The sequence below is a fragment of the Solibacillus faecavium genome, from assembly GCF_014836905.1.
In the GTDB taxonomy this organism is placed as follows: domain Bacteria; phylum Bacillota; class Bacilli; order Bacillales_A; family Planococcaceae; genus Solibacillus; species Solibacillus faecavium.
The window spans coordinates 1-25,010 of record NZ_JACSPZ010000013.1 but is presented as its reverse complement, the minus strand read 5'-3'; the positions used below and the strand labels follow the sequence as shown (position 1 = coordinate 25,010).

Here is a 25,010-nt window from a genome sequence, read left to right as displayed (position 1 = left end):
ATGCTAAAAGTAGTTATTACCTTTAACGTCTAAAAATACGAGTGGTTTTTCATGATATAATTAGTACATTGTATGAAATAGAGGAAGGAAATAGAATGACTTCGCAAAGATTTGGTATGAAAAATTATATGAAGGGTGCTCTTCTCTTAACAGTTGCAGCACTCATAGTAAAAGTATTAAGTGCTGTATACCGTGTTCCTTATCAAAACTTAGTAGGGGATCAAGGATTTTACGTCTATCAGCAAGTGTACCCATTTATCTCATTTTTTGTCGTTTGGACATCTAGCGGATTTGCCGTTGCAATCTCAAAAATGCTTGCGGATATTGAAGGACATGGAGGTACCTCTGAATATAAAAGATCCGTGTCACGGGTTATCTTTTATTACTTAACAGCGTTATCTCTGCTATTTTTTTGTTTATTGTTTTTCGGTGCGGAACCATTGGCAAATTTAATGGAGGATCCGCAGTTAGCTGGATTACTGAAGGTCGGTTCGTTTATTACATTATGCATGCCGCTTCTGGCCATTTTAAAAGGTAACTTTCAAGCTAATAGCCATATGCAGCCTGTAGCCTATGCACAAGTTTTTGAACAGACAATTCGAGTATCGATTATTTTAATTGGTACTATTATTTTAATACAATATACTCAATCTGTTTATTCAGCGGGAAAAATCGCGATGCTCGGAACAGTCATTGGGGAAGTTGCCGGTATTGTGCTCCTCTTATATTTTTTAAAACGGTCATATAAGCCTTTGGGCAAAACCGCTATAAAAATAAAGATTTGGCCAATTTTAAAAGAAGTAACGCTATATAGCATCGCGATCAGCATGAGTGCCCTGTTATTATTATGCTTCCAACTTGTCGACTCCTTTACAATCTTTAAAATGCTCATCCAATCAGGGGTGGCTTCAGAACAAGCTATGGAAATAAAAGGGATATACGATCGAGGACAACCACTTGTTCAACTTGGTATCGTTATTGCTACCTCATTATCGTTAGCTATTGTGCCACTTGTAGCATTGAAGGCGCACAAGTCGAATGGCCGTGGTGAGAAGCCATTCATTCAGTTGACATATCGAAGTTCATTATTATTCGGAGTGGCATCGGCACTTGGATTAATATTAGTCATGCCATATATCAACCAAATGCTGTTTATGACAGATGCATATTCGGAAGTGCTAAAGCTTTATTCGTTTCAAATTGTGCCACTATCAATTATTTTGACATTTACGGCAATCCTTCAAGGATATAGTAAATTAAAATTTCCGGCTATCTGTTTAGGAATGGGCATTATACTGAAGTATTTAGGGAATGCCTATTTCGTCCCGAAGTTTGGAATTTTAGGAGCAGCAATGGCAAGTAACATCGGACTGATTTTTACTGCTATTGCCTTAATTGTTTATTTAAAAAAACTGACGTCAATTCGTTTCGCCGGTTTTCAGTTTTATAAAAGGTTGGCACTAGCCTCCATCATTATGGCTATTGTTGTAAATGGTACTATTTTTGGCTTGGATTTCGTGTTTCCAACTATGCTGAGTCGGGTTGATGCACTCATTTATAGTGTGCTGCTCGTGGGGTTGGGGGCTTTTAGTTTTATAACAGCAGTGGCGAAAATGCGTGTATTAACGGAAAAGGATTGGTTTTTAATCCCGCTCGGTAGAAGAATGGCCGCATATCAGCTATTGTTAAATCGAAAGAAGTAGGTGTTTATATTGAATCAATTAACAGTCATCGGTTTAGGCGCGGCCGATTTTGAACAAATGCAAATGGGTGTTTATAGAAAAATTAAATCCGCTGAAAAGTTATATGTTCGAACAGAGGATCATCCTGTTTTACAGGATTTAAAGCGAGAAGGAATTGAATTTACGAGCTTTGATGAAGTGTACGTCAAGCATGGTTCGTTTGGTCCGGTTTATGAGGAAATTGCAGAGCGTTTAATTGAAGCGGCTGCACAGGAAAATATTATGTATGCGGTCCCTGGTCATCCCCTTGTAGCGGAACAGACAGTTCAGCATTTAATTGAAGCTGACCGTGAAGGACGTGTCCAGCTGATTATTGAAGGTGGGCAAAGCTTTTTAGATCCTATCTTTGGAGCGTTAAAGATTGACCCTATTGAAGGATTTCAGCTATTGGATGGGACGAGCATGTCGCAGCATGATATCAATATGCGACAACACATTTTAATTGCGCAAGTATACGATTCATTCAGCGCTTCCGAGGTGAAGTTAACGCTAATGGAGAAATACCGAGATGACTACCCAGTAACGATTGTAACGGCAGCTGGATCATCACAGGAGCAGCTGCGCACAGTTCCATTATATGAGCTCGATCAAGCGGCTGAAATTAATAACTTAACAACGGTATATGTACCACCTGTTACCTCCGATGAAGATGCACTGCGCGATTGGACGACATTACGACAAATCATTGCAACATTGCGTGGTCCAAATGGCTGCCCTTGGGATCAAAAACAAACACATGAATCTTTAAAAAAATACTTATTGGAAGAAGCACATGAGTTTTTGGCGGCAGTGGATGCAGAAGATGATTTTGCGATGGTAGAAGAGCTGGGAGATGTACTTTTACAAGTATTTTTACATGCACAGATTGGTGAAGATAATGGTTACTTTACATTGGAGGAAGTACTGGCAACGGTCAGTGAAAAAATGATCCGTCGTCACCCTCATGTATTTGGTGATGTCATAGCAGAAGATGCCGAAACAGTTATGGTCAATTGGCAAGAGATAAAAAAACAAGAAAAAGCTGATACAGCACATCAGTCCCTTTTAGAAAACGAATACAGTCCATATTCATCACTCCAGACATCTTACAACTATCAGAAAAAAGCGGCTACAGTCGGATTTGATTGGCCGAATGCCGAATTTGCATGGGAGAAATTTACCGAAGAATGGCAAGAATTCCGCGATGAAATTACACAAGGTTCAGCAATAAGTCGAACAGATGAGTTTGGAGATGTATTGTTCACACTTGTTAATATCGCCCGTTTCTATAAAATTTCACCGGAAGAAGCAATGCTTCATGCAAATGAGAAGTTCGCCCGTCGGTTTCATTTTGTTGAACAAAGTGTGAAAAATAGTGGAAAAGCATTTAATGACTTCACTTTAGAACAATTAGATGCGTTTTGGAATGAAGCCAAACAATTAGAAAAAGGGGAGTAATTTTATGCGTTTAGACAAATTTTTGAAAGTTTCACGATTAATTAAACGTCGTACATTAGCAAAAGAAGTTGCAGTACAAGGTCGTATTATGATTAATGGTAAAGTAGCTAAAGCAAGCAGCACAGTAAAAGTAGGCGATGAGCTAGCGATACGCTTCGGTCAAAAAATTGTAACCGCACGTGTTGAGGAATTGCGTGAAAATGTAAAAAAAGAAGACGCTTTAAAAATGTTTACTATCGTTAAAGAAGAGCGTCTCGAGCAGGTTGAACCAGAATTTATTGATGACGAAGAATAATGAAGAGAGCATGACCATCTTTTTGAGTCATGCTTTTTTTAATTGTTGCATATAGTGTACAACTATAAGCTCAAAGGGGGACTTGCATTGACTATTCATCAAGAAAGTAGTCGTTATACCATTTCATCTGGGGATCACTTAGTGACGGTACGCAATAGAAAGCGTATGGACATGACTTCTGTAAAAAGTATTGAACGGTTTGATCAGGAAGAATTCTATGTAAATACATCACAAGGCCACTTACTAATACGTGGAGAAGAGCTGCGAATCGTACATTTGGATGTCGATAAAGGGTTGCTAACGTTGGAAGGGGAAGTAAAGGCATTCCAATACGATGAAAGCGAGAATGGTTTGTCAAAAAGTTTCCTTCATAAATTGTTTGGATGATGATGAGTGCGCAACTTGTAAGCATCCTCGTCATGTTTATAAGTGGACTAGCTGTAGGTGCCATCATTGACTGTATAAGAATTAATTTAAATCGTATCCCCCTTAAAAATATTAGACGGATCTCATGGCTTTTAGAATGGCACGTTTGGTTGATATTAGGGGTTAGTACGTTTTATCTGTTATTTTTAGTAAAAGGAGGGCAATTGAGATTTGTGGACCCACTTGCCCAAATAGCTGGGATTGCAGCTTATGAAGTCGTTTTCCAAAATAGCATACGCTTCCTCGGAAGGGTATTCATCAATATATTTATAAGGCCCATTTTATTTATAGGACATGTAGTTGCCAAAGTCATAGTAAGTATTATAAGGTTATTAAAAACAATAATTATTTTTTTATGTAATCCGTTTATTAAATTTTTTAGGAAATATTTGTTAAAAAACTTTAAAACGCAGTAGGGAATTTGTATAATTAGAACGAATAGTTATAGTGAGGGAGGCGACGGGAATGGGAAGAAGAAATGTGCAAGAAGAGCTACATAATCAGAATGTACAGCCGTTAAATAACGACTATGTCCGATCAAATCCGCAAGCTCGAGCTCAAATTAAAGCAAAAATAGCTGTTAGACGTCGTAGAAGAATCGCTGTATTTTTCATTCTTGCAACGGTAGCAATTGTTTTATTAGTTAAGGCAAATATGGTTCAACATGAACGTCTCGCTGCGAAAGAGGAAGCAAAAGTTGCTGCTACTGCATTACTAGATGAAGCATTACACAAACAAGAGCTTTTAAACTTGCAAATAGCAAAATTGGAAGACGATGAATATATTGCTAAGTTGGCACGGAAAGAGTTTTTCCTTTCCGATGAAGGCGAAATTATTTTTACTATCCCTAACAAATCCGAAAAAGCTAAAGATGAAGAAGATGATGATTAGAAAGCGTTTTAACGGTTGTTGGTTACAATTGTTTAAGAAGGAATGCTACTTTGAAAATTAAATAAAAAAACCAATCAATATGTTCATTTTGTCATAAAATACTTGGTATAATTTGCCTCTAGTTAGAGTGTCTTGTTGACACTCTTTTTATGTTAGCTATAATTAGAGAAGAAGCTATTGAACAAAAGTTTCATTATAATTGATAAATGGCTTTTCAATCGAAGAGTCTCTTAAAATTTAAGGAGGAGCATTTTTTTTATGTCAATTGAAGTAGGCAGCAAAGTACAAGGTAAGGTAACAGGCATCACAAATTTTGGCGCATTCGTTGAGCTTCCAGATGGGAAAACAGGTTTAGTTCACATTAGTGAAGTGGCAGATAACTACGTAAAAGATATTAACGAGCATCTTAAAGTAGGCGATGAAGTCGAAGTTAAAGTGATGAATGTTGAAGCGGATGGAAAGATTGGTCTTTCAATTCGTAAAGCAAAGCCTCAAGCTGAGCGACCAGAGCGTCCACAGCGTCCTCGTCGCGAAAACAACCGTTCTAACGATCGTAATGATCGTCAACCAAAAGAGAACTTTGAACAGAAGATGGCGCGTTTCTTAAAAGATAGCGATGAGCGTTTAACTACATTAAAGCGTGCAACTGAGTCTAAGCGCGGTGGCCGTGGAGCTCGCAGAGGATAATTTTGCTGGCTGTTTGAACGTAGAAAAAGTGTCGAATAGATGAAAGATAAGGCAGTGTTAAAAGTCAAATTGACTTTTAACACTGCCTTTCTTTGTATAAATATTTCGGCTCCGCAGTAAACTCAACGCAAAGTTATGCTACCGCGTAAAGCCCTATACGTATAAGCTATTCTCTTTCTGCATTATGTTTTATTAGCAAGCGGATGAGTGTAATAAAACAGAAGATCCCTCCAACAAGACCAACTGCAATCATTATAATCTGTAGAGGGAGAGGCAAGTTGGTTAAAATAACGCCTCCAACAACTAAAAGCATGCTCACACCACAAAGAAAAGCCAAGTATGTAAAGTTTTGTACCAAAGAAAACGCCTCCTCTTACTTCAACATTATAAAGTATAAAGCAAAAAGATTGTTATGAAATCCCAAAATAGAAAAAAGCCGCCTAGGAAATAATGTTTTCCTAAACAGCCCTTAAGATGACCCGTACGGGATTCGAACCCGTGTTACCGCCGTGAAAGGGCGGTGTCTTAACCACTTGACCAACGGGCCTAAAAATGGTGGCGGCAGAGGGAGTCGAACCCACGACCTTTCGGGTATGAACCGAGTGCTCTAGCCAACTGAGCTACACCGCCAAAATTAACAACAGAACTAATAATACAATGCGTTGTAATAAGTGTCAACAACAATTTCCGCTAAATTTTGAGGCCTTTATGGAAAGGAAAATGGGTAATAATTATTTTTTTGTATTTTGATTAGAAATTAAGTTAAAAACGTGCATATTCCCTTAAAAAATCCGTCGAACAATTTTTTATAAGCAGTCCTACAAACAGACAAAATTCACTTTTCAAGCATTTGTATAATAGCGATAAAAAGAAAAGGTGATAGTAAAAATGGTGACATTAAACAATCAAAATGAGTTTCAAACATTTAATTTAAGCCTATTATTATATAAAGAAAAATCAAAAATGATAATATCAAGTGCTATAGTCTTTCTAGCCTTTTGTTTTGCTCAGGCTGTTTTTTTTGAAGCAGTTGTTCCATTGTTTCTACCTTTCTGGCTTATTATACGGACCCGATTTGCTGTTTTTCAAAAGAGTGCATTACTAGGAGGAATAATCGGAACTTGCTTCCTTGGTTTTGGGCAAGTTGCTATTGTTTTAGTACAATTACTTTTCATGGAATGTCTCGTAAGATTTAAGTTTTTGAAACTATCTCCATATATTTTGCTGGCAAGCAGCATCGTCATCGTACAATTATTATGGCAAATGATGCTGCATAGTGGTACACCGTCTGTCATGGTATTATTCTATATTATTTATGAGTGCTTTTTCTCCGTTTCTATGTTATTTTTTATTCGACTTCTAACATTACAAACTAACGAAGTAGGCCATATTGAATGGACAAGGGACAAAATCACGGCAATCATGATTATTTTGGCGGGTGTAATGGTAGGTATGCAAAGCATGACTCTACTTTACTTTTCATTACCGCTCATTTTACTTCACTTTCTAATTTGCCTCGTTGCCTATACTTCTACAGTAGGGGCTACCGTAATCTTTTCATTATCTCTTGGGTTCTTTATGGGACTCGCCAATTTATCCTTCACGGGTATGATGATTTTATATGCTTGTACAGGTTTGGTTGCAGCATTAGTACAAAATCAAGGGCGTTATATAGTTGCATTGTTTAGTTTGCTCCCAAGTGTCTTTTTCTTTTTCTATGATGCGACATTACCGATAGACAGTGTTTATTTTTTATCGATGTTAACAGGAGCGATTGGATTTTTATTAGTACCGAAAAATGTGCTCTCATACTGTCAAATGTATTATAAGCAGCAAACGGTCAGTATCGTTCAAGTGAATCGCAATGAAGTAGTGGAAGTTCAGCTCAAGCAATTTCAGCACTTTGTGTCATTCATGAAGGAACTTGTTTTTGAACGTTTTACACAACCATCAACAAAAAACGAAAAGAAAGTAGAGCCGTTTTTAATTTGCTCTAGCTGTTTTAAATATGAACAATGCTGGGGAAAAAATAGAGAAATGGAAGAGACGATCAATGCTTGGCGATTAGCAAAAAGGAGTCCAAAACCTGTTGCATGGATGCGTGTTGAGGAGCAACTTAAAGGAAAGTGTATAAAGTCTTCTAAGCTGCTAGAAGAGTTGGAATCGGCTATGCAAAAAGAACATATGGAACGTGAGTATTATCATGGTAAAAAGATGATTGCTTTACAGCTGCGTGACTTAAGCAGTCATTTTGAAAAGCTTTTAAGCAGTCACCAGTTAGATGTCGGTTCAACAGAAGTAGATGGAGATATTCAGCAATATTTAAATGAACGTGATATCCATTGTCTGCATATCCAGTGGTTAAAAACAGAAATAGGGGATCGTGAATTTATTTGTTATATTGCAGACCAGCGAGATGCACACATTGTGATTCAGCAGCTAGAACAGCAATTGTTCGATTTGCTTCATGAACCACTGAAAGGCGAATCGATTTATGAACAGCAATCGCCTATTTTTTATCGACAAATAAAGTTTCGCTCGGCAATCCGTTATCAATTGGAGTATGATATATATACGTACTCGCATGCGCACCATACGATTTCCGGAGATTCCTACCGAGTATTTCCGATTCACCCAGGGTTAATGGCGGTTATGCTATCAGATGGTATGGGAACGAATGTGAGGGCACACGAAGAAAGCGAACGTTTAATTCAAATGATGCAAGATTGTATAACGTATAACATGGATCCTGAAACGGCTATGCATACGATGCATTACGTTATGTCATTAAAAAATGATTCCGATATGTATGCTACGATGGATTTTGCCTTGGTTGATTTACAGTTCGGTCATTTATGGTGCTGGAAAGCAGGCGGCATGACAACTTACGTGTTGAGAGGACCAGATTTATTTAAAATAGAGAGTACAAGTGCACCGATTGGCTTTTTACCGAATTTCGCGATCGACACTGAAATGACCCCATTATTATCAGAGGACGTTATTTTAATGATTTCGGATGGATTGTTTTCACCCTCCGCACAATGGGATGCTCAAGAACAATTATTTATCCGTTTGATTCGTCAAGGAATCGAAAAAGGTGCCTCTATCCAAGTTGTATTATTTGATGTAATGACTCAATTCAAACAAATGTACCCAATTGCGGACGACTGTACTGTAATGCTGTTCCGTCTGCAACATGTAACAAAGCCATGGCAAGTATTTCGACCAACAATCAAACATTGAACGGTTTATGAGGTGAAAAAATGCACAGTTTAGAACATCGTGTTTTAGCTTTTATAAAAGAGCATCAGCTTATAGAAGATGGTGAAAAACTATTAATTGCTTGTTCAGGAGGCGTTGATTCGATGGCGCTTCTTTCTTTTTTTCACCATTTTCAAAGCTACTTTCAAATCGAGCTCGCCGTAGCCCATGTCGATCATATGTTACGCGGCGAGCAATCGGCTGAGGATTGTGAATTTGTGGAAGAGACGTGTAAAACTTGGGGAATCCCTTTTTACAGCTGTGCTATTCCTATTGCAGAAATTCAGCAAAGAGACGGAGGCAATATCCAGGCAATTTGCCGTCAAGAGCGCTATCGTTATTTTGAAGAGGTCATGGATGCACACAAATGCACAAAACTAGTAACGGCCCATCATGCAGACGATCAATTGGAATCCATGTTAATGGCACTGACGAAAGCGAGTTCGTTAAATGGATTAAAAGGAATTTTACCGATTCGAAAATTTTATGATTATACGGTAATTCGCCCGTTTTTGATGGTTACAAAACATGAAATTGGGGAATATTTACATAGTAAAAGCATTTTATACCGTGAAGATCCAAGCAACGCAAAGAATGATTATACCCGCAATCGATTTCGTCATCATGTCGTGCCAATTTTAAAAGAAGAAAATCCCCTCGTGTCCCAACATGCCGTACAAATCGCACAACAACTTACAGAAGATGATACGTATTTAATGGACCTTGCAAAAGTGCGTTTTTCTGAGCTTTTTAATAAATTTGACAAAAATTATTACAAAGTGAATGTTTCCGCATTTCAAAAAGAACCACTTGCTTTACAAAGAAGGCTCGTTTTAATACTATTAAGTTATCTTTATAACGATTCAAAAACGTTTCAAAGCTATGTACTTTGTACGACAGTTTTGGCGTTGTTTTCAACGTCTGAAGGAAGTCGTACACTTGATTTACCTGAGAATTTTATTGCCCGGCGACAATACGATGAAGTTGTATTTGAAACTAAAAAGAAGAGCTTTTTGATGGAAAAACAACAAATCGTTTTGAATGAGTGGTACATGCTTGGGACGATGCGCATTTATATCGGAGAACTTACGTTATGTGATGATGCTCTATTACAACAATATCATCCACATTTTTTCGAAGCGTCATCTGTATCGTTTCCATTATTCATAAGGTCTCCAAAACAAGGGGATCGTATTGCGCTACATGGCATGCAGCACCAGAAAAAAGTATCTCGCATTTTTATTGATGACAAGATTCCTTTCTTAAAAAGAGCTAGTTGGCCGTTGTTAGTAGATGCTAATGATGAGTTGCTCTCCATATTAGCTGTGCGCGTAAACAATAAATTTTCTAATGTAAAATCGACAGTGCATTCAATGGTGCTTCTTGTCGACAGCAATGAACGTCTTTAGAAAGTTTAATTAATTAAAGGAGGAATCTACTCATGATTCAAAATGATATTGAAAAAATTATGATTACAGAAGAACAAATCCAAGAGCGTATTAAAGAACTTGGTGCAGAACTGACAGAGGAATATAAAGAACTTTTCCCATTGGCAGTTGGTGTATTAAAAGGTGCTATGCCTTTTATGACAGATTTAATGAAGCGTTTTGATTCGTATGTTGAGTTGGATTTTATGGACGTTACTTCATACGGTAATGCAACAGTATCATCAGGGGAAGTAAAAATTGTAAAAGACTTAAATACGAGTGTAGAAGGCCGCGATGTCATTATTATTGAAGACATCATCGACAGCGGTTTAACTTTGAGCTATTTAGTCGATTTATTTAAGTACCGTAAAGCAAAATCAATAAAAATTGTTACATTGCTAGATAAGCCATCTGGGCGCAAAGTAAATTTAGAAGCAGATGTTGTTGGCTTCGAAGTTCCAGACGGATTTGTAGTTGGTTACGGTTTAGATTATGCGGAAAAATATCGTAACTTGCCATATATCGGAATTTTAAAACGTGAAGTTTATTCATTTTAATTGGGATTAAAGTCGATACAAATGCTGTTTTTCATTGGCATAATCGATAAAAAGAGCGGGTTTTGTCATAATTCGTTTGAACATTTAAAATTAGAGTGCTTTTCGTTGTATGAAAATTTCAACGTATGTTAAGATTTTACTTATAGTTTTTCTGTAACGTTGTGAGGAGGCTGGGGATGAATCGAATATTTCGATACACCATATTTTATTTACTAATTTTTCTCGTAATTATCGGGATTTTTGGAACATTTAATGGTGGAAAACAGACAACTGAAAATCTTGATTATCACGCATTTTTTGAGGCTTTAGAAAGTAATGAGGTTGCCTCTATTACAATACAGCCTGAGCGAGGCGTGTACAAAATCGTAGGTCAAATGAACGGTGCTGAAGAAGGCGAGACTTTCACAGTAAACGTTTTACAAAATGACCAAACTTCTGTAGACCGTATTATGCAGATGCAAGATCAAGTTGCAAACGGTGAATATCCAGGAGTGGAAATTTTAGAACAACCGCAAACAAGCGGGTTCGTAACATTCCTTACGAGCATTATTCCATTTGTTATCATTATCATTTTATTCTTCTTCTTATTAAGCCAATCTCAAGGTGGCGGTAATAAGGTGATGAACTTTGGTAAATCAAAAGCTAAGCTTTATGATGACCAAAAGAAAAAAGTTCGCTTCAACGACGTAGCAGGTGCCGATGAAGAGAAACAAGAGCTTGTCGAAGTAGTCGACTTCCTAAAAGATCACCGTAAATTCACTGATATCGGTGCACGTATTCCTAAAGGGATTCTACTTGTAGGCCCTCCAGGTACTGGTAAAACATTACTTGCACGTGCGGTAGCAGGTGAAGCAGGTGTACCATTCTTCTCGATTTCAGGTTCTGACTTCGTGGAAATGTTCGTCGGTGTCGGTGCATCTCGTGTTCGTGACTTGTTCGAAAACGCGAAGAAAAATGCACCATGTATCATTTTCATTGATGAGATTGATGCAGTAGGTCGTCAACGTGGTGCGGGTCTTGGTGGCGGTCACGATGAGCGTGAACAAACATTAAACCAATTATTAGTTGAAATGGATGGTTTCGGTGCAAACGAAGGGATTATCATTATCGCTGCGACAAACCGCCCAGACATCCTAGATAAAGCATTATTACGTCCTGGTCGTTTTGACCGTCAAATTACGGTTGGTCACCCAGACGTAAAAGGCCGTGAAGCAATTCTAAAAGTACATGCACGCAATAAGCCATTAGCGGATACAGTTGATTTAGCGGCCGTTGCACAGCGTACACCAGGATTCTCAGGTGCTGATTTAGAAAACTTATTAAACGAAGGTGCCCTAGTTGCAGCTCGTAAAAACAGAAAAACAATCACGATGGCTGATATTGATGAAGCATCGGACCGCGTTATCGCTGGTCCGGCAAAAGCGAGCCGCGTTTATTCTCCAAAAGAGAAAAAGCTTGTTGCCTTCCATGAAGCGGGTCACGTTGTTGTTGGGTTAGAATTAGATGAAGCAGATACTGTTCATAAAGTAACAATTGTTCCACGCGGTCAAGCGGGTGGTTATGCGATTATGTTACCGAAAGAAGAGCGCTTCTTTACGACAAAGCAAGAGTTACTTGACCGTATCGCGGGCCTTTTAGGTGGACGTGTTGCGGAAGAAATCGTACTTGGTGAAGTATCAACAGGTGCACATAATGACTTCCAAAAAGTAACGAGCATTGCACGTGCGATGGTAACAGAGTATGGTATGAGCAATAGTTTAGGTGCTGTTCAGTATGGCTCAAACCAAGGTGGTAATCCGTTCTTAGGACGTGATTTCGGCTCAGACCAAAACTACTCAGATACAGTAGCATATGAAATTGATAAAGAAGTTCAACGTATTGTCGATGAGCAATATGCTCGTACAAAACGTATTTTAACAGAGCGTCGTGACTTGCTTGATTTAATTGCAAATACGTTAATTAACATTGAAACGTTAAATGCACAGCAAATCGAACATTTACGTGACCATGGTGTACTGCCTCCTGAAGAAGAGGTAGTAGAATCAGAGCCTCAAACAGAAAAAGAAGTAACGCCAACAATTGAAACGGCAGGCAATGCTTCAATTAATGAAGAGGTACAAGGTGAAAAGACGCCTCCAACTGTAGAAGATTTACCGAAAGATGTGTCAGATGATCGCCCACAAGGCATTGATGAAGACCGTCCAAAGTAATATAAGTAAACTGACTATTTCCTAGGAAAAGGAGATAGTCAGTTTTTTCATTCGATTTTTTATTATTCAACTGATAAAGGAAAAAACGGAATACTGTAAAGTGAATAATCAAATATGGTATGATTTTTTCAGAACATGAAAAGTAGGTGTCGCTTTTGATTTTAGTAATGAATGCAGGAAACTCCAATATTACTTTAGGTATTTATCATCATGATAAACTCATACATCATTGGCGGACAGAAACAAATATACGGAAGACAGAAGATGAATATGCGATACAATTTAAGGCGTTTTTTGCTCATGAAGGCATTTCATTTGAACAAATAAAGGGGATTATTATATCCTCAGTTGTGCCGCCTATAATGTTTGCACTTGAATTAATGTGCAAAAAATATTTTCATACCCAGCCTTTAATTGTTGGACCAGGTGTAAAAACCGGCTTGAATATAAAGTATGAAAATCCACGTGAAGTGGGGGCTGACCGTATTGTTAATGCTGTCGCCGCTTTAGAGCAATATGGTGGCAGACCTTTAATTATTATCGATTTTGGGACAGCTATTACGTACTGCTTTATAAATGAGCGTGGGGATTATTTAGGAGGCGCCATTGCACCCGGAATTGCGATTTCTGTAGAAGCGCTAAATGTACGGGCAGCAAAATTGCCCCGCTTTGAAATTGCCCGAGCATCGCAGGTTGTTGGGAAGAATACGATTGCTGCAATGCAAGCAGGTGTTTTTTACGGTTTTATCGGACAAGTGGAGGGCATCGTAGGTCGTATGAAGGCTCAAAGTAAAGAGGAGCCAATGGTTATTGCCACAGGTGGACTAGCAAAACTAATTGCCGATGAAACACAAATGATTGATATTGTCGATTCATTCCTTACCTTAAAGGGATTAGCGATTATTTATAAAAGAAATCAGTAGAAAAGAGGAATTTCAACATGAAAGACTACTTAGTAAGAGCAATTGCTTTTGACGGACAGGTTCGTGCATTTGCAACAAATACAACAGAGACTGTAGGAGAAGCACAACGTCGCCACAATACATGGCCAATCGTATCTGCTGCTTTAGGTCGTTCGATGACAGCATCAGTAATGATGGGGGCGATGTTAAAAGGTGACGATAAAGTTACGATAAAAATCGAAGGTAACGGTCCAATTGGTCCAATGGTAATTGATGCAGATGCTAAAGGAGATGTGCGAGGCTTTGTTACGAATCCGCATGTTCATTTTGAATTAAATGAACATGGGAAACTAGATGTTCGTGCAGGTGTCGGTACAGAAGGTGCACTAACAGTCGTAAAAGATTTAGGTTTACGCGATATGTTCTCAGGTCAGACACCAATTGTTTCCGGCGAAATCGCTGAAGATTTCACATACTACTTCGCTTCATCTGAACAGGTACCTTCATCAGTAGGTTTAGGCGTATTAGTAAATCCGGATAATACAATTTTAGCTGCAGGTGGCTTTATCATTCAATTAATGCCAGGCTGTAATGAGGAAACAATCGAAGAGATTGAACGACGTTTGTCATCCATTGAGCCTGTATCGAAAATGATTGAAAAAGGCTATTCACCTGAACAAATTTTAGATGCGGTATTAGGTGAAGGGAATGTTCAAATTCTTACATCAATGCCTGTGCAGTTTCAATGTCAATGTTCAAAAGAGCGTTTTGGTGCGGCAATTATCAGTCTAGGTGTCGGTGAGATTCAAGAAATGATTGACGAAGATGGTGGAGCAGAAGCGCAATGTCATTTCTGTTTAGAGAAATATCACTTCGACAAAAATGAACTTGAAGGCTTTGTGAATGAAATCCAATCGTAATCGTAATTTACACCAAACACCACAAAATACACCAAATAATTTACCGTACACACAACGACGCTTAAAAACAAAACCAACGCTACTTTTACTGCTTATTTTGTTAATCGGAAATTTATTTTGGCTAGTATTATGGCTACTCCCTTCGGATGATGTAACATCCCCAGCTTCTCAAGACGGCAGCGAGGAAATTGCTGCCGTTGACGGAGAGCCCATTACAAGCCAACAATGGTTATCCGCGATGGAAAATCGTTATGGAAAAGAAACTTTACAAGGTTTAGTGAATGAAGCGGTGATGGAAAAGGCCGCTAAAAAATATAAAATTGATGTCAAAGACGAAGAAATCGATTTAGAAATTGCTTTATTACGTTCGGCACAAGATACAAATGATACAACACTACATAGTCTCTCCGCAGAGCAACTCCGCCAAAAAGTGCGTGCTCAGCTCATCTTAGATAAAGTATTAACAAATGATGTTGTTGTAGAAGAGGAAGAGGCAAAAAAGTATTACGACGAAAACAAATCACTCTATAATATTCCGACGACCTATCGAACAAGTATGATTATCGTGAACTCTAAGGAAGATGCGGAGCGAGTGGAAAAAGAGCTGAAAAGTGGCTCTGATTTTACGGTTTTAGCACGTGAGCATTCAGTGGATGCAGCCTCGGCTAGTTTAGGCGGCGATATTGGTTTTATTACATCTAGTCAAACGACACTCGATCCAGCCGTTTTACAAGAAGTGGAGCAACTCAAGGAGAAAGAGACTTCTAAGCCTTTTGTGTTAAGTGATGGCCGATATGCGATTGCTACGGTTACAGAAAAGATGGAAGGACAGTCCTTTAGCTTTGATCAGGTGACAGGACATGTGAAACGTCAGCTAGCATTGGAACAACTGCCACCTTCGATTACACCAGAAACCTTCTGGAAAGAGTTTAATGCTACTTGGATTTATGGAGAATCGAAAAAATAAAATAAAACATAATAAATGGTTGTATTAGTATGCGTTGCTTCTAATCCAGCCATTTTTAAACTAAACGAAAAATTCAGTAAAATAGTCAGAAATTTTCCAAAAATTACGATCCAAGCAATTGACAAGTAGTATAAAAAATTGATAAGATACGATTAAGTAAAACCTATTGACTTTGTAGGGATTGAGAGAGGGATGGATTAGATGAGTAAATTAGCAAATTCGGTGGCAGATTTAGTAGGACGTACACCAATCGTAAAGTTAAATAATGCTACAGGTGAAAATGACGGAACGGTATATGTGAAATTGGAATACTTTAACCCGGGTTCTTCCGTAAAAGACCGTTTAGCTTTAGCGATGATTGAAGCGGCTGAAAAGGATGGTTCTTTAAAGCCAGGTGGTACAATTATTGAACCAACTTCAGGTAATACAGGTATTGGTTTAGCAATGATTGCAGCAGCGAAAGGTTATAAGTCAATTTTAGTAATGCCAGAGACAATGTCTTTAGAGCGTCGTAACCTGTTACGTGCATATGGAGCTGATTTAGTATTAACACCTGGTCCGGAAGGAATGAAAGGTGCAATTGCAAAGGCAGAGGAGTTATCAAATTCAGAAGGCTACTTCTTGCCACAACAATTTAAAAACGAAGCGAACGCAGAAATTCACCGTTTAACAACAGGTCCTGAAATTGCAGAAGCATTTGAGCAAGATGGCTTAAAGCTGGATGCCTTTGTCGCTGGTGTAGGTACTGGTGGTACAATTACGGGTGCAGGCGAAGTATTGAAAAATAAATTCCCAGATATCGAAATTATTGCTGTTGAGCCTAAAGATTCACCAGTTCTTTCAGGTGGTAACCCTGGACCACATAAAATTCAAGGTATTGGTGCAGGTTTCGTTCCGGACGTATTAAATACAGAAATATATGATTCTGTATTCCCGGTAGAAAATGAAATTGCATTTGAAAATGCGCGTAAAGTAGCGCGTGAAGAAGGTATTTTAGCGGGTATTTCTTCAGGTGCAGCTATTTATGCAGCTATCGAAACAGCAAAACGTTTAGGTAAAGGCAAAAACGTATTAGCAATCATCCCATCAAATGGTGAGCGCTATTTATCAACACCTTTATATCAATTTGAAGACTAATTAAAACCAACAAGTCATTCTCTAAAGCTATTTTATGGGCTAACACTCGTAAAATAGCTTTTTCTTAGTATACTCTAAGATAAAATTGGATTTTTAGAGTGTTTTCGAGTTTAATTAAGGAAAAGAATAAAGCGGGTGTAAATAGATGCAACAACTAGAATTTCATACATTTCAAATGACTAAAGATGAATTTTTTTATAGTTTCCAAGAGCAGTCAATGGCCGAAAAGCAACGTGTATTTTTAGAAAGTGGACGTGGAGGGCATTATTCAATTGCAGCATGGCATCCAATTGCTATTGCCAAATCTGTAGAACAAGGGCTTGAACTGATTTGGGCAAATGGAAATATTGAGCTGAAGACAGGGGAAGCACTAGCCGAATTAGAACGAGTAATTTCTGAATACAAGCTTGAAGCGAATCCGCAATTGCCAGATTTCCAAGGCGGTGCAATTGGGTTTATTTCCTATGACTACGCTCGTACGATTGAAGTGCTTCCACTTGAGGCAGAAGATGATCTACAAATACCGGACATTTATTTTTATTTATTTGATCATTGGGCTGTACATAACGTAAAAACCAATGAAGTGACACTTATGAAGTTTTCTACATGTGAAATAGATTTACATGCATGGCAGGCAAATTGGCAGGAAAAAGCCGTAGTTGGGTTAGAGAAACGCCATTTCAATCAGGAAACAGCGAAAAACATCCATCAAGATGAAACGGAATTACAAGTATCATTTAAGGGAGCGGCTTTTGAAGCGGCTGTGCGTAAAATTCAACATTATATTGGTCAGGGTGACGTATTCCAAGTGAATTTGTCTGTGCGTCAGGCAAAAAAACTTTCAGCTGAACCGATCACAATGTATGAGGCGGTTCGTTCATTTAACCCATCTCCGTATATGGCGTATATTGAAAGTGAACATTTTACGATTGTAAGTGGTTCGCCTGAATTGCTTGTGAAACGTAAAGGCAATGAATTATCAACAAGACCAATTGCAGGGACGCGGCCGCGCGGAGAATCGAAAGAACAGGATTTGGCGTTGGCTAACGAATTGATTCAACATGAAAAAGAACGCGCCGAACATGTGATGCTTGTCGATTTAGAACGTAATGATCTAGGGCGGGTAAGCAAGTATGGAACGGTGGAAGTTAATGAATTTATGGTGATTGAGCATTACTCCCATGTAATGCATATTGTATCGAATGTACGTGGAGAAATTGCGGAAGGGAAAACGAATGCAGATGTCATTCGTGCAATGTTCCCGGGTGGTACGATAACGGGTGCACCTAAAATTCGAACGATGGAAATTATTGAAGAGCTTGAGCCTGTTCGCCGTGGTCTTTATACAGGGTCAATTGGCTGGATTGGCTATACAGGTGATTTAGAATTAAATATTGTGATTCGTACAGCATATATACAAGATGGAATTGTGTACATACAAGCAGGGGCGGGAATTGTAATCGACTCGATTCCAGAAAACGAATTTATCGAATCGATGAATAAAGCAAAAGCAATGTGGCAAGCAAAGGCAATGGCAGAAGAGGTGAGCAAATGATTTTAATGATTGATAACTATGATTCATTTACGTATAACTTAGTGCAATATTTTGGGGAGTTCGGGCATGAGTTAGTAGTAAAGCGTAATGATGACATAACGATAGAAGACATTGAAGCGCTTCAACCGATGATGCTCGCCATCTCACCAGGGCCATGTACACCAAATGAAGCCGGACAAAGTCTTCATATTATTGAGCATTTTGCTGGAAAGCTTCCGATTTTAGGGGTGTGCTTAGGCCACCAAGCGATTGCACAGGTTTTTGGTGGGGATGTTGTGCGGGCAGAGCGGCTAATGCACGGGAAAACATCTCCTGTACATCATAAAGGCATCGGTCTACATAGAAAAAATGCCAATCCATTTTCTGCGACACGCTATCATTCTTTAATAGTGGAACCGACAACTTTACCGGATTGTTTAGAAGTGACAGCTTGGACAGAAGAAGGCGAAATAATGGGGCTACGTCATAAAACGTATCCAATTGAAGGTGTTCAATATCATCCGGAATCCATTATGACTGAAGATGGTAAACAACTTTTACGCACATTTATCGAAACATATTGTTAAGAGGAGTGGAGATCAATGCTTTGTTGGATGAATGGACAGTATATCGATGAACATGAGTTGAAAATCTCCCCTTTTGATCATGGGTTTTTGTATGGCCTTGGATTTTTCGAGACGTTTCGTACATATGAGGGGAAAGCTGTGTACTTACAAGAACATTTCAATCGCTTAATAGAAGCATTGAAAGAATACCGTATTCATTTTCCATATACTATTCAAGATATAGAGGAAGTAATCGAAAAGCTCAATGCACAGGACGGTAAAGAAGGGTATTTTCGCTTAAACGTATCAGCAGGTGTACATCCAATTGGTCTTGCTCCGTCCGAATATACGGAGCCGACAATCATTCTATTCCGTAAAAAGCTGCCTAAAATGGTGCGCGGGACTGAAAAAGAGGCAGTTTGGGTGAAAACTGCGCGTAATTCTCCTGAACAACAAACACGCTATAAAAGTCATCATTACGGTAATAATGTCCGTGCGCGTCTAGAATTATCTAGTCTAGCCAACCAAGAAGGATTTTTTACCGATAAAAACGGGGTAGTAGCAGAGGGCATTACATCGAATATATTCTGGATTAAAGATGATATACTGTATACGCCTTCCACAAGGTTGGGTATTTTGCCAGGCATTACACGAGCAATTGTTATCCGCCTTGCTAAAGAGCTCGCAATTCCGGTAAGAGAAGGTAGTTTTATGACATGGGAATTAGAGCAGGCGGACGAATGTTTTGTTACGACAGCGGTGCAGGAGCTTGTACCAATTTCACATATTGGAAAGATTCGTTTTGCTGGAAGTGAAGGTAGGCTTTATAAAAAGCTTCATACGGCTTATTTACAAAAAATTGTTATGCACTTAGGAGAAAGTCATGTTAGAAAATTATAAAACACTTACACTAAATGGAATTGAATTGGATTTTAATAAAGAAACATTCGTTATGGGAATTTTAAATGTGACACCAGACTCTTTTTCGGATGGCGGAAAGTTTAATTCGATTGAAAAAGCAGTTGCGCAAGCGAAAAAGATGGTAGCAGATGGTGCGAAAATTATTGATGTTGGTGGAGAATCCACACGTCCCGGCTATACACGAATATCAGATGAAGAGGAAATTGCGCGTGTTGTCCCAGTAATCCAGGCGCTGTTAAAAGAAGTACAAGCAATTATTTCAATTGATACGTATAAATCGAACGTTGCACGTGCCGCAATTGAAGCAGGTGCCCATATTATTAATGATATTTGGGGAGCAAAAGCAGACCCAGAAATGGCCAAAGTGGCGGCAGAGCTAAATGTACCGATTATTTTAATGCATAATAGAGAAAATAATCAGTATAATAACTTTTTCAATGATTATATGGCAGATATGCATGAAAGTATTGAAATTGCCAAAGAAGCCGGTGTTCGCGATGAACATATTTTTCTTGATCCAGGTATAGGGTTTGTGAAAAGCTTAAGTGAAAGTATCGAGACAATGCAGCGTTTAGATGAGCTTGTTGCATTGGGATATCCCGTGTTATTGGCGACTTCTCGAAAGCGTATGATCGGCTCGGTATTGGATTTACCTGTTGACGAACGTGTAGAAGGAACAGCTGCAACTTGTGCATTCGGTGTACAGAAGGGTTGTCATATTATGCGGGTGCATGATGTAAAAGAAGTGGCGCGGACTGTTAAAATGATGGATGCGCTTGTTGGAAAGTTTGAAGTACAAGGTGAATTAGCACCGAGACATTAAGGAGATTGTAATGGATTATATTCATTTAAGAGAGATGCAATTTTTTGGTTATCATGGTGTGTTGCCGGAAGAAAACGTGTTAGGTCAACGCTTTCGTGCGAATGTATCGCTTGCTGTTGATATGAAGCGTGCCGGTAAAACAGATGAGCTTGATGACACTGTAAGCTATGTAGGAGTTTATGATATATGTAAAGAAGTATTGGAAGGCAAGCCGTATAAATTAATTGAGGCGGTTGCGGAAACGATTGCTACTCGCATTTTAACCCAATACGAAGGGCAAATTTTCGGTTGCCGTGTGGAAGTGATTAAGCCTGACCCGCCAATTCCAGGTCATTATAAAGAAGTCGCAGTGGAAATTGTTCGAGGACAATTTATATGACAACAGCCTATTTATCCATTGGAACAAATATCGGGGAACGTGAGCAAAACTTGCAAGACGCAGTAAAGCTGCTCCTTTCACATAAGGAAATAACAGTTACAGCCATTTCTTCAATCTATGAGACAGCAGCGGTCGGATTTACGGAACAGGCAGATTTTTTAAATATTGCGGTCGCCGTTGAAACAAGCCTAAATGCTTTTGAGCTGCTTGCACAATGTCAAAAGATCGAAAATGATTTAGGGCGTGTACGCGAATTCCGGTGGGGTCCCCGCATTATAGATCTCGATATTTTGTTATACAATAACGAAAAATATGAAACAGAAAATTTAGTTGTCCCACACCCTCGCATGTTCGAACGTGCGTTTGTATTAGTGCCTCTTGAAGAGATTATGACGCAAAAATGTGGTATGCTTGTATCTGTGCAAAAAGCACTACTAGCACTCGACATAGAGAAAGAGGGCGTCAAGTTGTGGAAGAAAATCGCTACGGTCGAAGAATTCGTGCCTTTCGAAAGCTAAAACGTATTCAGCAAACCGAATTTGCAAAACAGATTAGTATATCTGTTACGATTTTGGGGCGTATTGAACGAGGCGAAAAAATTCCCTCTGAAGAACAGTTCCAAAAAATTGCGGATGTATTACAAATAGATGTTCAAGAATTAAAAGGTGAGTAACCTAGTGTGGAGGTAACTAAAGGTGTCAAATAATGACCAAAAACCTTTCCAAATTGGTGATATTATAATGGATAACCGTGTCGTACTAGCCCCTATGGCAGGGATTTGTAACTCGGCTTTCCGTTTAACGGTGAAAGAGTTTGGTGCAGGTTTAGTATATGCGGAAATGATTAGTGACAAAGCATTAAATATTCGCAATAAAAAAACGTTGGATATGCTTTATATTGATGAACGTGAAAATCCAATGACCCTACAAATTTTCGGTGGAGACAAAGAAAATTTAGTAGAGGCGGCAAAATTCGTAGATAAAAATACAACAGCGGATATTATCGACATTAATATGGGTTGTCCTGTTAATAAAATTATTAAATGTGAAGCTGGTGCGAAATGGCTTCTAGATCCGAATAAAATTTACGAAATGGTTTCGGCTGTAGTAGATGCAGTTGATAAGCCGGTTTCAGTGAAAATGCGTATTGGTTGGGACGATGAACGTGTATTTGCTGTAGAAAATGCACAAGCAGCAGAACGTGCAGGAGCAGCAGCAATTGCAATGCATGGACGGACTCGTGTTCAAATGTATGAAGGTAAGGCAAACTGGGACGTCTTGGCAGAAGTGAAGAAAAATATTAATATCCCATTCATTGCTAACGGTGACGTGGAAACACCAGCGGATGCAAAACGGATTCTGGAGCATACGAAAGCCGATGCAGTCATGATTGGTCGCGCGGCATTAGGAAATCCATGGATGATGTACCAAACGGTAAAATATTTAGAATCGGGTGAATTAATGCCAGAACCGTCTGTGCGTGAGAAAATGGATGTATGTCTGTTGCACTTTGAACGACTTAAAGCATTAAAAGGTGAAAAAGTTGCTGTTCGTGAAATGCGAAAACATGCTTCTTGGTATTTAAAAGGAATTCGCGGTAACGGAAAAATCCGTAACGCTATTAATTTAGCGGAGACTGAGCAAGAGCTGCGTGCACTTCTGAATAATGTTGTAGAAGAACGTGATGAAGATGAGTTAGTGTTAGCTTAAGTCCGAGATCCGTAATACTATCAATAGGTGAGGCTATGTTAAAAGTGAATGGACTTTTAACATAGCCTTTCTTTTTTATAAGTAAGTACTATGTAATCTGTTCTAGTGTTACTCTTCTCAGGTGACTAGCTTTGGAATGACATTACGGTATCTCTCTATCTAGATACCGCCATTCACTTAACAGAATTATTAAATATTTCTATTTAATTCGAAACAGGTGAATCACAAAACGAAATACTGTACAATAGAAACATTATGGACTATTGTGCCGTTTTGGAGCGCAAAAACATTAAGGAGTGAAATACGTGTCAAATATCGAAGAATTAAACGACCAACTTTTGGTGAGACGCCAGAAGATGACTGATATTCGCGAAAACGGTATGGACCCATTCGGTAGCCGTTTTGAGCGCACACATTTATCAAATGAAGTAGTTGCAGAAAATGACCAATTTGATAAAGAACAATTAGAAGAAAACCCTCGCGAAGTTGTAATCGCAGGACGTATCATGACTAAGCGCGGTAAAGGTAAAGCTGGTTTTGCGCATATCCAAGACTTAGCAGGTCAAATCCAAATTTATGTACGTAAAGATGCTATCGGTGAAGAAGCATATGAATTATTCAATAAAGCAGACCTTGGTGATATTGTAGGGGTAAAAGGAAACGTATTCCGCACACAAGTAGGAGAACTTTCTGTTAAAGCAACGGAATTCACGTTCTTAACAAAAGCATTACGTCCACTACCTGATAAATTCCACGGGTTAACAGATGTAGAACAACGTTACCGTCAACGTTATGTAGACTTAATGACGAATGAAGAGTCAAAGGCCACTTTCATTTTACGTTCTAAAATTATCCGTGCAATCCGTAACTACTTAGATAACAACGGTTATTTAGAAGTAGAAACACCAATGCTACACACAATTGCTGGTGGAGCAGCGGCTCGTCCGTTCATTACACACCACAACGCATTAGATATGGAGCTTTATATGCGTATTGCAATTGAGCTACATTTAAAACGTTTAATTGTTGGTGGTTTGGAAAAAGTATATGAAATCGGTCGTGTATTCCGTAACGAAGGAATTTCAACTCGTCACAACCCAGAATTTACGATGATTGAATTATATGAAGCGTATGCAGATTACAATGATATTATGGACTTAACAGAAAACCTTATCGCACACGTAGCTAAGGAAGTTTTAGGTTCTACGTCTGTACAATACGGCGAAGATACAATCGAGCTAGGTGTTGGCTGGAAACGTGTTCATATGGTAGATGCAGTTAAAGAAGCAACAGGTGTAGACTTCTGGGCTCCGATGACTGTCGAAGAGGCTCGTAAACATGCTGCTGAACACGGTGTAGAAATTAAAGATTCTCACGAAGTAGGGCATATTATTAATGAATTCTTCGAGCAAAAAATCGAAGAAACATTAGTTCAACCGACATTTGTTACAGGTCACCCAGTAGAAATTTCTCCATTAGCGAAGAAAAATCCTGAAGACCCACGCTTTACGGATCGTTTTGAGTTGTTCATCGTTCGTCGTGAACATGCAAATGCCTTCACGGAATTGAACGATCCTATCGATCAACGTGAGCGCTTTGAAGCACAAATGGCAGAAAAAGAAGCGGGTAATGATGAAGCCCACGAAATGGATAATGACTTCATTGAAGCATTAGAATTCGGTATGCCGCCAACTGGTGGTTTAGGTATCGGTATCGATCGTTTAGTTATGTTATTAACAAACTCTCCATCTATCCGTGACGTACTATTATTCCCAACAATGCGCCACACAACGAAATAATCTTTTAAAGAGCCCTGTAATAATTACAGGGCTCTTTACTTCTATATAAGTAGAGAGAGCGTGAAGATTATAAAAGTATGTGGGTGGAAGAGATTAATAAAATAAAAATATGAAATAAATTATAAAAAACTATTGCAATATAATTTACAAGGTGATATATTATTACTTGTCGCTGAAAAGCGTCACACACTTTTAAAATACTTCTTTACTTATCAACTTCAGAGTGATAAAGTATAAAAGTTGCCGATTTGAAAGATTGAATGTCCCTTAAAACTTTTTAAAAAAGTTATTGACATTCGAAAAGAAAGTTGGTAAGATATAAGAGTTGTCATAAAGGACAGCGCGATGAACCTTGAAAACTGAACAAGCAACGTTAATGAAACAAGCTTCTTAAATGAAGCAAACAATAGATTTTAACTT

At 38.6% G+C, this 25,010-nt stretch carries 25 protein-coding genes and 2 tRNA genes; 24 read left to right on the top strand and 3 right to left on the bottom strand.

The features are described from left to right. Positions 1-95 precede the first annotated feature (95 nt). From H9635_RS18110 to H9635_RS18080, 7 genes are all read left to right on the top strand, one after another. Entirely contained in the window at positions 96-1,703 is a 1,608-nt protein-coding gene (locus tag H9635_RS18110) for a putative polysaccharide biosynthesis protein (protein WP_191701719.1), read from the top strand. Between the two features lie 9 nt (positions 1,704-1,712). Further along, the gene (locus H9635_RS18105) at positions 1,713-3,179 is read left to right on the top strand and encodes a bifunctional methyltransferase/pyrophosphohydrolase YabN (RefSeq protein ID WP_191701718.1); all 1,467 of its coding nucleotides are present in this window, start codon (positions 1,713-1,715) and stop codon (positions 3,177-3,179) included. Positions 3,180-3,183: 4 nt separating this feature from the next. Continuing rightward, positions 3,184-3,474: an RNA-binding S4 domain-containing protein gene (locus tag H9635_RS18100; protein WP_191701717.1), complete on the top strand. Its 291-nt coding sequence runs from the start codon at positions 3,184-3,186 to the stop codon at positions 3,472-3,474. Between the two features lie 87 nt (positions 3,475-3,561). After that, positions 3,562-3,861 (top strand): sporulation protein YabP, encoded by a 300-nt coding sequence (gene yabP / locus H9635_RS18095; RefSeq protein ID WP_191701716.1) that lies wholly within the window; start codon positions 3,562-3,564, stop codon positions 3,859-3,861. Beyond that, the gene (gene yabQ, locus H9635_RS19545; protein WP_191701715.1) at positions 3,858-4,316 is read left to right on the top strand and encodes a spore cortex biosynthesis protein YabQ; all 459 of its coding nucleotides are present in this window, start codon (positions 3,858-3,860) and stop codon (positions 4,314-4,316) included. Before yabP ends, yabQ begins: the two co-directional genes overlap by 4 nt. 49 nt (positions 4,317-4,365) lie before the next feature. Beyond that, positions 4,366-4,791 carry a septum formation initiator family protein gene (locus H9635_RS18085; protein WP_191701714.1) on the top strand — a complete coding sequence of 142 codons (426 nt, stop codon included), beginning with the start codon at positions 4,366-4,368 and terminating at the stop codon, positions 4,789-4,791. 258 nt (positions 4,792-5,049) lie between these two features. Further along, on the top strand, positions 5,050-5,478 hold the full coding sequence (locus H9635_RS18080; RefSeq protein WP_008408265.1) for a S1 domain-containing RNA-binding protein: 429 nt from the start codon (positions 5,050-5,052) through the stop codon (positions 5,476-5,478). A 166-nt stretch (positions 5,479-5,644) separates the two neighbouring features. On the opposite strand, the gene H9635_RS18075 is transcribed toward H9635_RS18080, so the two are convergent. From H9635_RS18075 to H9635_RS18065, 3 genes are all read right to left on the bottom strand, one after another. Next, complete coding sequence (locus tag H9635_RS18075) at positions 5,645-5,836, bottom strand: sodium:potassium antiporter (RefSeq protein WP_191701713.1); 192 nt, start codon at positions 5,834-5,836, stop codon at positions 5,645-5,647. A gap of 117 nt (positions 5,837-5,953) precedes the next feature. Further along, positions 5,954-6,025 (bottom strand) — tRNA-Glu (locus H9635_RS18070). 6 nt (positions 6,026-6,031) lie between these two features. Then, positions 6,032-6,108 (bottom strand) — tRNA-Met (locus H9635_RS18065). 258 nt (positions 6,109-6,366) lie between these two features. Between H9635_RS18065 and H9635_RS18060 the strand changes: the two genes are divergently transcribed. From H9635_RS18060 to lysS, 17 genes are all read left to right on the top strand, one after another. Continuing rightward, positions 6,367-8,721, top strand: a complete 2,355-nt coding sequence (locus tag H9635_RS18060; RefSeq protein WP_191701712.1) for a SpoIIE family protein phosphatase — start codon at positions 6,367-6,369, stop codon at positions 8,719-8,721. 20 nt (positions 8,722-8,741) lie between these two features. After that, complete coding sequence (gene tilS / locus H9635_RS18055) at positions 8,742-10,148, top strand: tRNA lysidine(34) synthetase TilS (RefSeq protein WP_191701711.1); 1,407 nt, start codon at positions 8,742-8,744, stop codon at positions 10,146-10,148. Positions 10,149-10,180: 32 nt separating this feature from the next. Further along, a complete protein-coding gene (gene hpt, locus H9635_RS18050) occupies positions 10,181-10,723 on the top strand; it encodes a hypoxanthine phosphoribosyltransferase (RefSeq protein ID WP_191701710.1) in 543 nt (180 codons plus the stop codon). Between the two features lie 176 nt (positions 10,724-10,899). Further along, positions 10,900-12,933, top strand: coding sequence for an ATP-dependent zinc metalloprotease FtsH (gene ftsH, locus H9635_RS18045; protein ID WP_191701709.1), 2,034 nt, complete (start codon positions 10,900-10,902; stop codon positions 12,931-12,933). Positions 12,934-13,088: 155 nt separating this feature from the next. Further along, entirely contained in the window at positions 13,089-13,856 is a 768-nt protein-coding gene (locus H9635_RS18040; protein WP_191701708.1) for a type III pantothenate kinase, read from the top strand. A gap of 17 nt (positions 13,857-13,873) precedes the next feature. Continuing rightward, entirely contained in the window at positions 13,874-14,755 is an 882-nt protein-coding gene (hslO, locus tag H9635_RS18035) for an Hsp33 family molecular chaperone HslO (RefSeq protein WP_191701707.1), read from the top strand. Continuing rightward, a complete protein-coding gene (locus tag H9635_RS18030; protein ID WP_191701706.1) occupies positions 14,739-15,722 on the top strand; it encodes a peptidyl-prolyl cis-trans isomerase in 984 nt (327 codons plus the stop codon). Before hslO ends, H9635_RS18030 begins: the two co-directional genes overlap by 17 nt. Positions 15,723-15,923: 201 nt before the next feature. Beyond that, a complete protein-coding gene (cysK, locus tag H9635_RS18025; protein WP_191701705.1) occupies positions 15,924-16,859 on the top strand; it encodes a cysteine synthase A in 936 nt (311 codons plus the stop codon). A gap of 145 nt (positions 16,860-17,004) precedes the next feature. After that, positions 17,005-18,414: an anthranilate synthase component I family protein gene (locus H9635_RS18020; RefSeq protein ID WP_191701704.1), complete on the top strand. Its 1,410-nt coding sequence runs from the start codon at positions 17,005-17,007 to the stop codon at positions 18,412-18,414. Beyond that, entirely contained in the window at positions 18,411-18,980 is a 570-nt protein-coding gene (gene pabA / locus H9635_RS18015; RefSeq protein ID WP_191701703.1) for an aminodeoxychorismate/anthranilate synthase component II, read from the top strand. The genes H9635_RS18020 and pabA overlap by 4 nt, the downstream gene beginning before the upstream one ends. A 15-nt stretch (positions 18,981-18,995) precedes the next feature. Beyond that, entirely contained in the window at positions 18,996-19,859 is an 864-nt protein-coding gene (gene pabC / locus H9635_RS18010) for an aminodeoxychorismate lyase (protein ID WP_191701702.1), read from the top strand. Further along, positions 19,843-20,703, top strand: coding sequence for a dihydropteroate synthase (folP, locus tag H9635_RS18005; RefSeq protein ID WP_191701701.1), 861 nt, complete (start codon positions 19,843-19,845; stop codon positions 20,701-20,703). Before pabC ends, folP begins: the two co-directional genes overlap by 17 nt. Positions 20,704-20,713: 10 nt before the next feature. Then, positions 20,714-21,082, top strand: a complete 369-nt coding sequence (gene folB, locus H9635_RS18000; protein WP_191701700.1) for a dihydroneopterin aldolase — start codon at positions 20,714-20,716, stop codon at positions 21,080-21,082. Beyond that, positions 21,079-21,600 (top strand): 2-amino-4-hydroxy-6-hydroxymethyldihydropteridine diphosphokinase, encoded by a 522-nt coding sequence (gene folK, locus H9635_RS17995; protein ID WP_191701699.1) that lies wholly within the window; start codon positions 21,079-21,081, stop codon positions 21,598-21,600. Before folB ends, folK begins: the two co-directional genes overlap by 4 nt. Beyond that, positions 21,552-21,755: a helix-turn-helix domain-containing protein gene (locus tag H9635_RS17990; protein WP_191701698.1), complete on the top strand. Its 204-nt coding sequence runs from the start codon at positions 21,552-21,554 to the stop codon at positions 21,753-21,755. Before folK ends, H9635_RS17990 begins: the two co-directional genes overlap by 49 nt. A gap of 22 nt (positions 21,756-21,777) precedes the next feature. Then, the gene (dusB, locus tag H9635_RS17985) at positions 21,778-22,791 is read left to right on the top strand and encodes a tRNA dihydrouridine synthase DusB (protein ID WP_191701697.1); all 1,014 of its coding nucleotides are present in this window, start codon (positions 21,778-21,780) and stop codon (positions 22,789-22,791) included. Positions 22,792-23,087: 296 nt separating this feature from the next. After that, a complete protein-coding gene (gene lysS, locus H9635_RS17980) occupies positions 23,088-24,590 on the top strand; it encodes a lysine--tRNA ligase (RefSeq protein WP_191701696.1) in 1,503 nt (500 codons plus the stop codon). Positions 24,591-25,010: the final 420 nt, after the last annotated feature.

Excerpts from the sequence above, each read along its gene's own strand:
- H9635_RS18110 (WP_191701719.1), top strand. The coding sequence starts at position 96 with ATGACTTCGCAAAGATTTGGTATGAAAAATTATATGAAGGGTGCTCTT.
- H9635_RS18100 (WP_191701717.1), top strand. The coding sequence starts at position 3,184 with ATGCGTTTAGACAAATTTTTGAAAGTTTCACGATTAATTAAACGTCGT.
- yabQ (WP_191701715.1), top strand. The coding sequence starts at position 3,858 with ATGATGATGAGTGCGCAACTTGTAAGCATCCTCGTCATGTTTATAAGT.
- H9635_RS18085 (WP_191701714.1), top strand. The coding sequence starts at position 4,366 with ATGGGAAGAAGAAATGTGCAAGAAGAGCTACATAATCAGAATGTACAG.
- H9635_RS18080 (WP_008408265.1), top strand. The coding sequence starts at position 5,050 with ATGTCAATTGAAGTAGGCAGCAAAGTACAAGGTAAGGTAACAGGCATC.
- H9635_RS18060 (WP_191701712.1), top strand. The coding sequence starts at position 6,367 with ATGGTGACATTAAACAATCAAAATGAGTTTCAAACATTTAATTTAAGC.
- tilS (WP_191701711.1), top strand. The coding sequence starts at position 8,742 with ATGCACAGTTTAGAACATCGTGTTTTAGCTTTTATAAAAGAGCATCAG.
- hpt (WP_191701710.1), top strand. The coding sequence starts at position 10,181 with ATGATTCAAAATGATATTGAAAAAATTATGATTACAGAAGAACAAATC.
- ftsH (WP_191701709.1), top strand. The coding sequence starts at position 10,900 with ATGAATCGAATATTTCGATACACCATATTTTATTTACTAATTTTTCTC.
- hslO (WP_191701707.1), top strand. The coding sequence starts at position 13,874 with ATGAAAGACTACTTAGTAAGAGCAATTGCTTTTGACGGACAGGTTCGT.
- H9635_RS18030 (WP_191701706.1), top strand. The coding sequence starts at position 14,739 with ATGAAATCCAATCGTAATCGTAATTTACACCAAACACCACAAAATACA.
- cysK (WP_191701705.1), top strand. The coding sequence starts at position 15,924 with ATGAGTAAATTAGCAAATTCGGTGGCAGATTTAGTAGGACGTACACCA.
- H9635_RS18020 (WP_191701704.1), top strand. The coding sequence starts at position 17,005 with ATGCAACAACTAGAATTTCATACATTTCAAATGACTAAAGATGAATTT.
- pabA (WP_191701703.1), top strand. The coding sequence starts at position 18,411 with ATGATTTTAATGATTGATAACTATGATTCATTTACGTATAACTTAGTG.
- pabC (WP_191701702.1), top strand. The coding sequence starts at position 18,996 with ATGCTTTGTTGGATGAATGGACAGTATATCGATGAACATGAGTTGAAA.
- folP (WP_191701701.1), top strand. The coding sequence starts at position 19,843 with ATGTTAGAAAATTATAAAACACTTACACTAAATGGAATTGAATTGGAT.
- folB (WP_191701700.1), top strand. The coding sequence starts at position 20,714 with ATGGATTATATTCATTTAAGAGAGATGCAATTTTTTGGTTATCATGGT.
- folK (WP_191701699.1), top strand. The coding sequence starts at position 21,079 with ATGACAACAGCCTATTTATCCATTGGAACAAATATCGGGGAACGTGAG.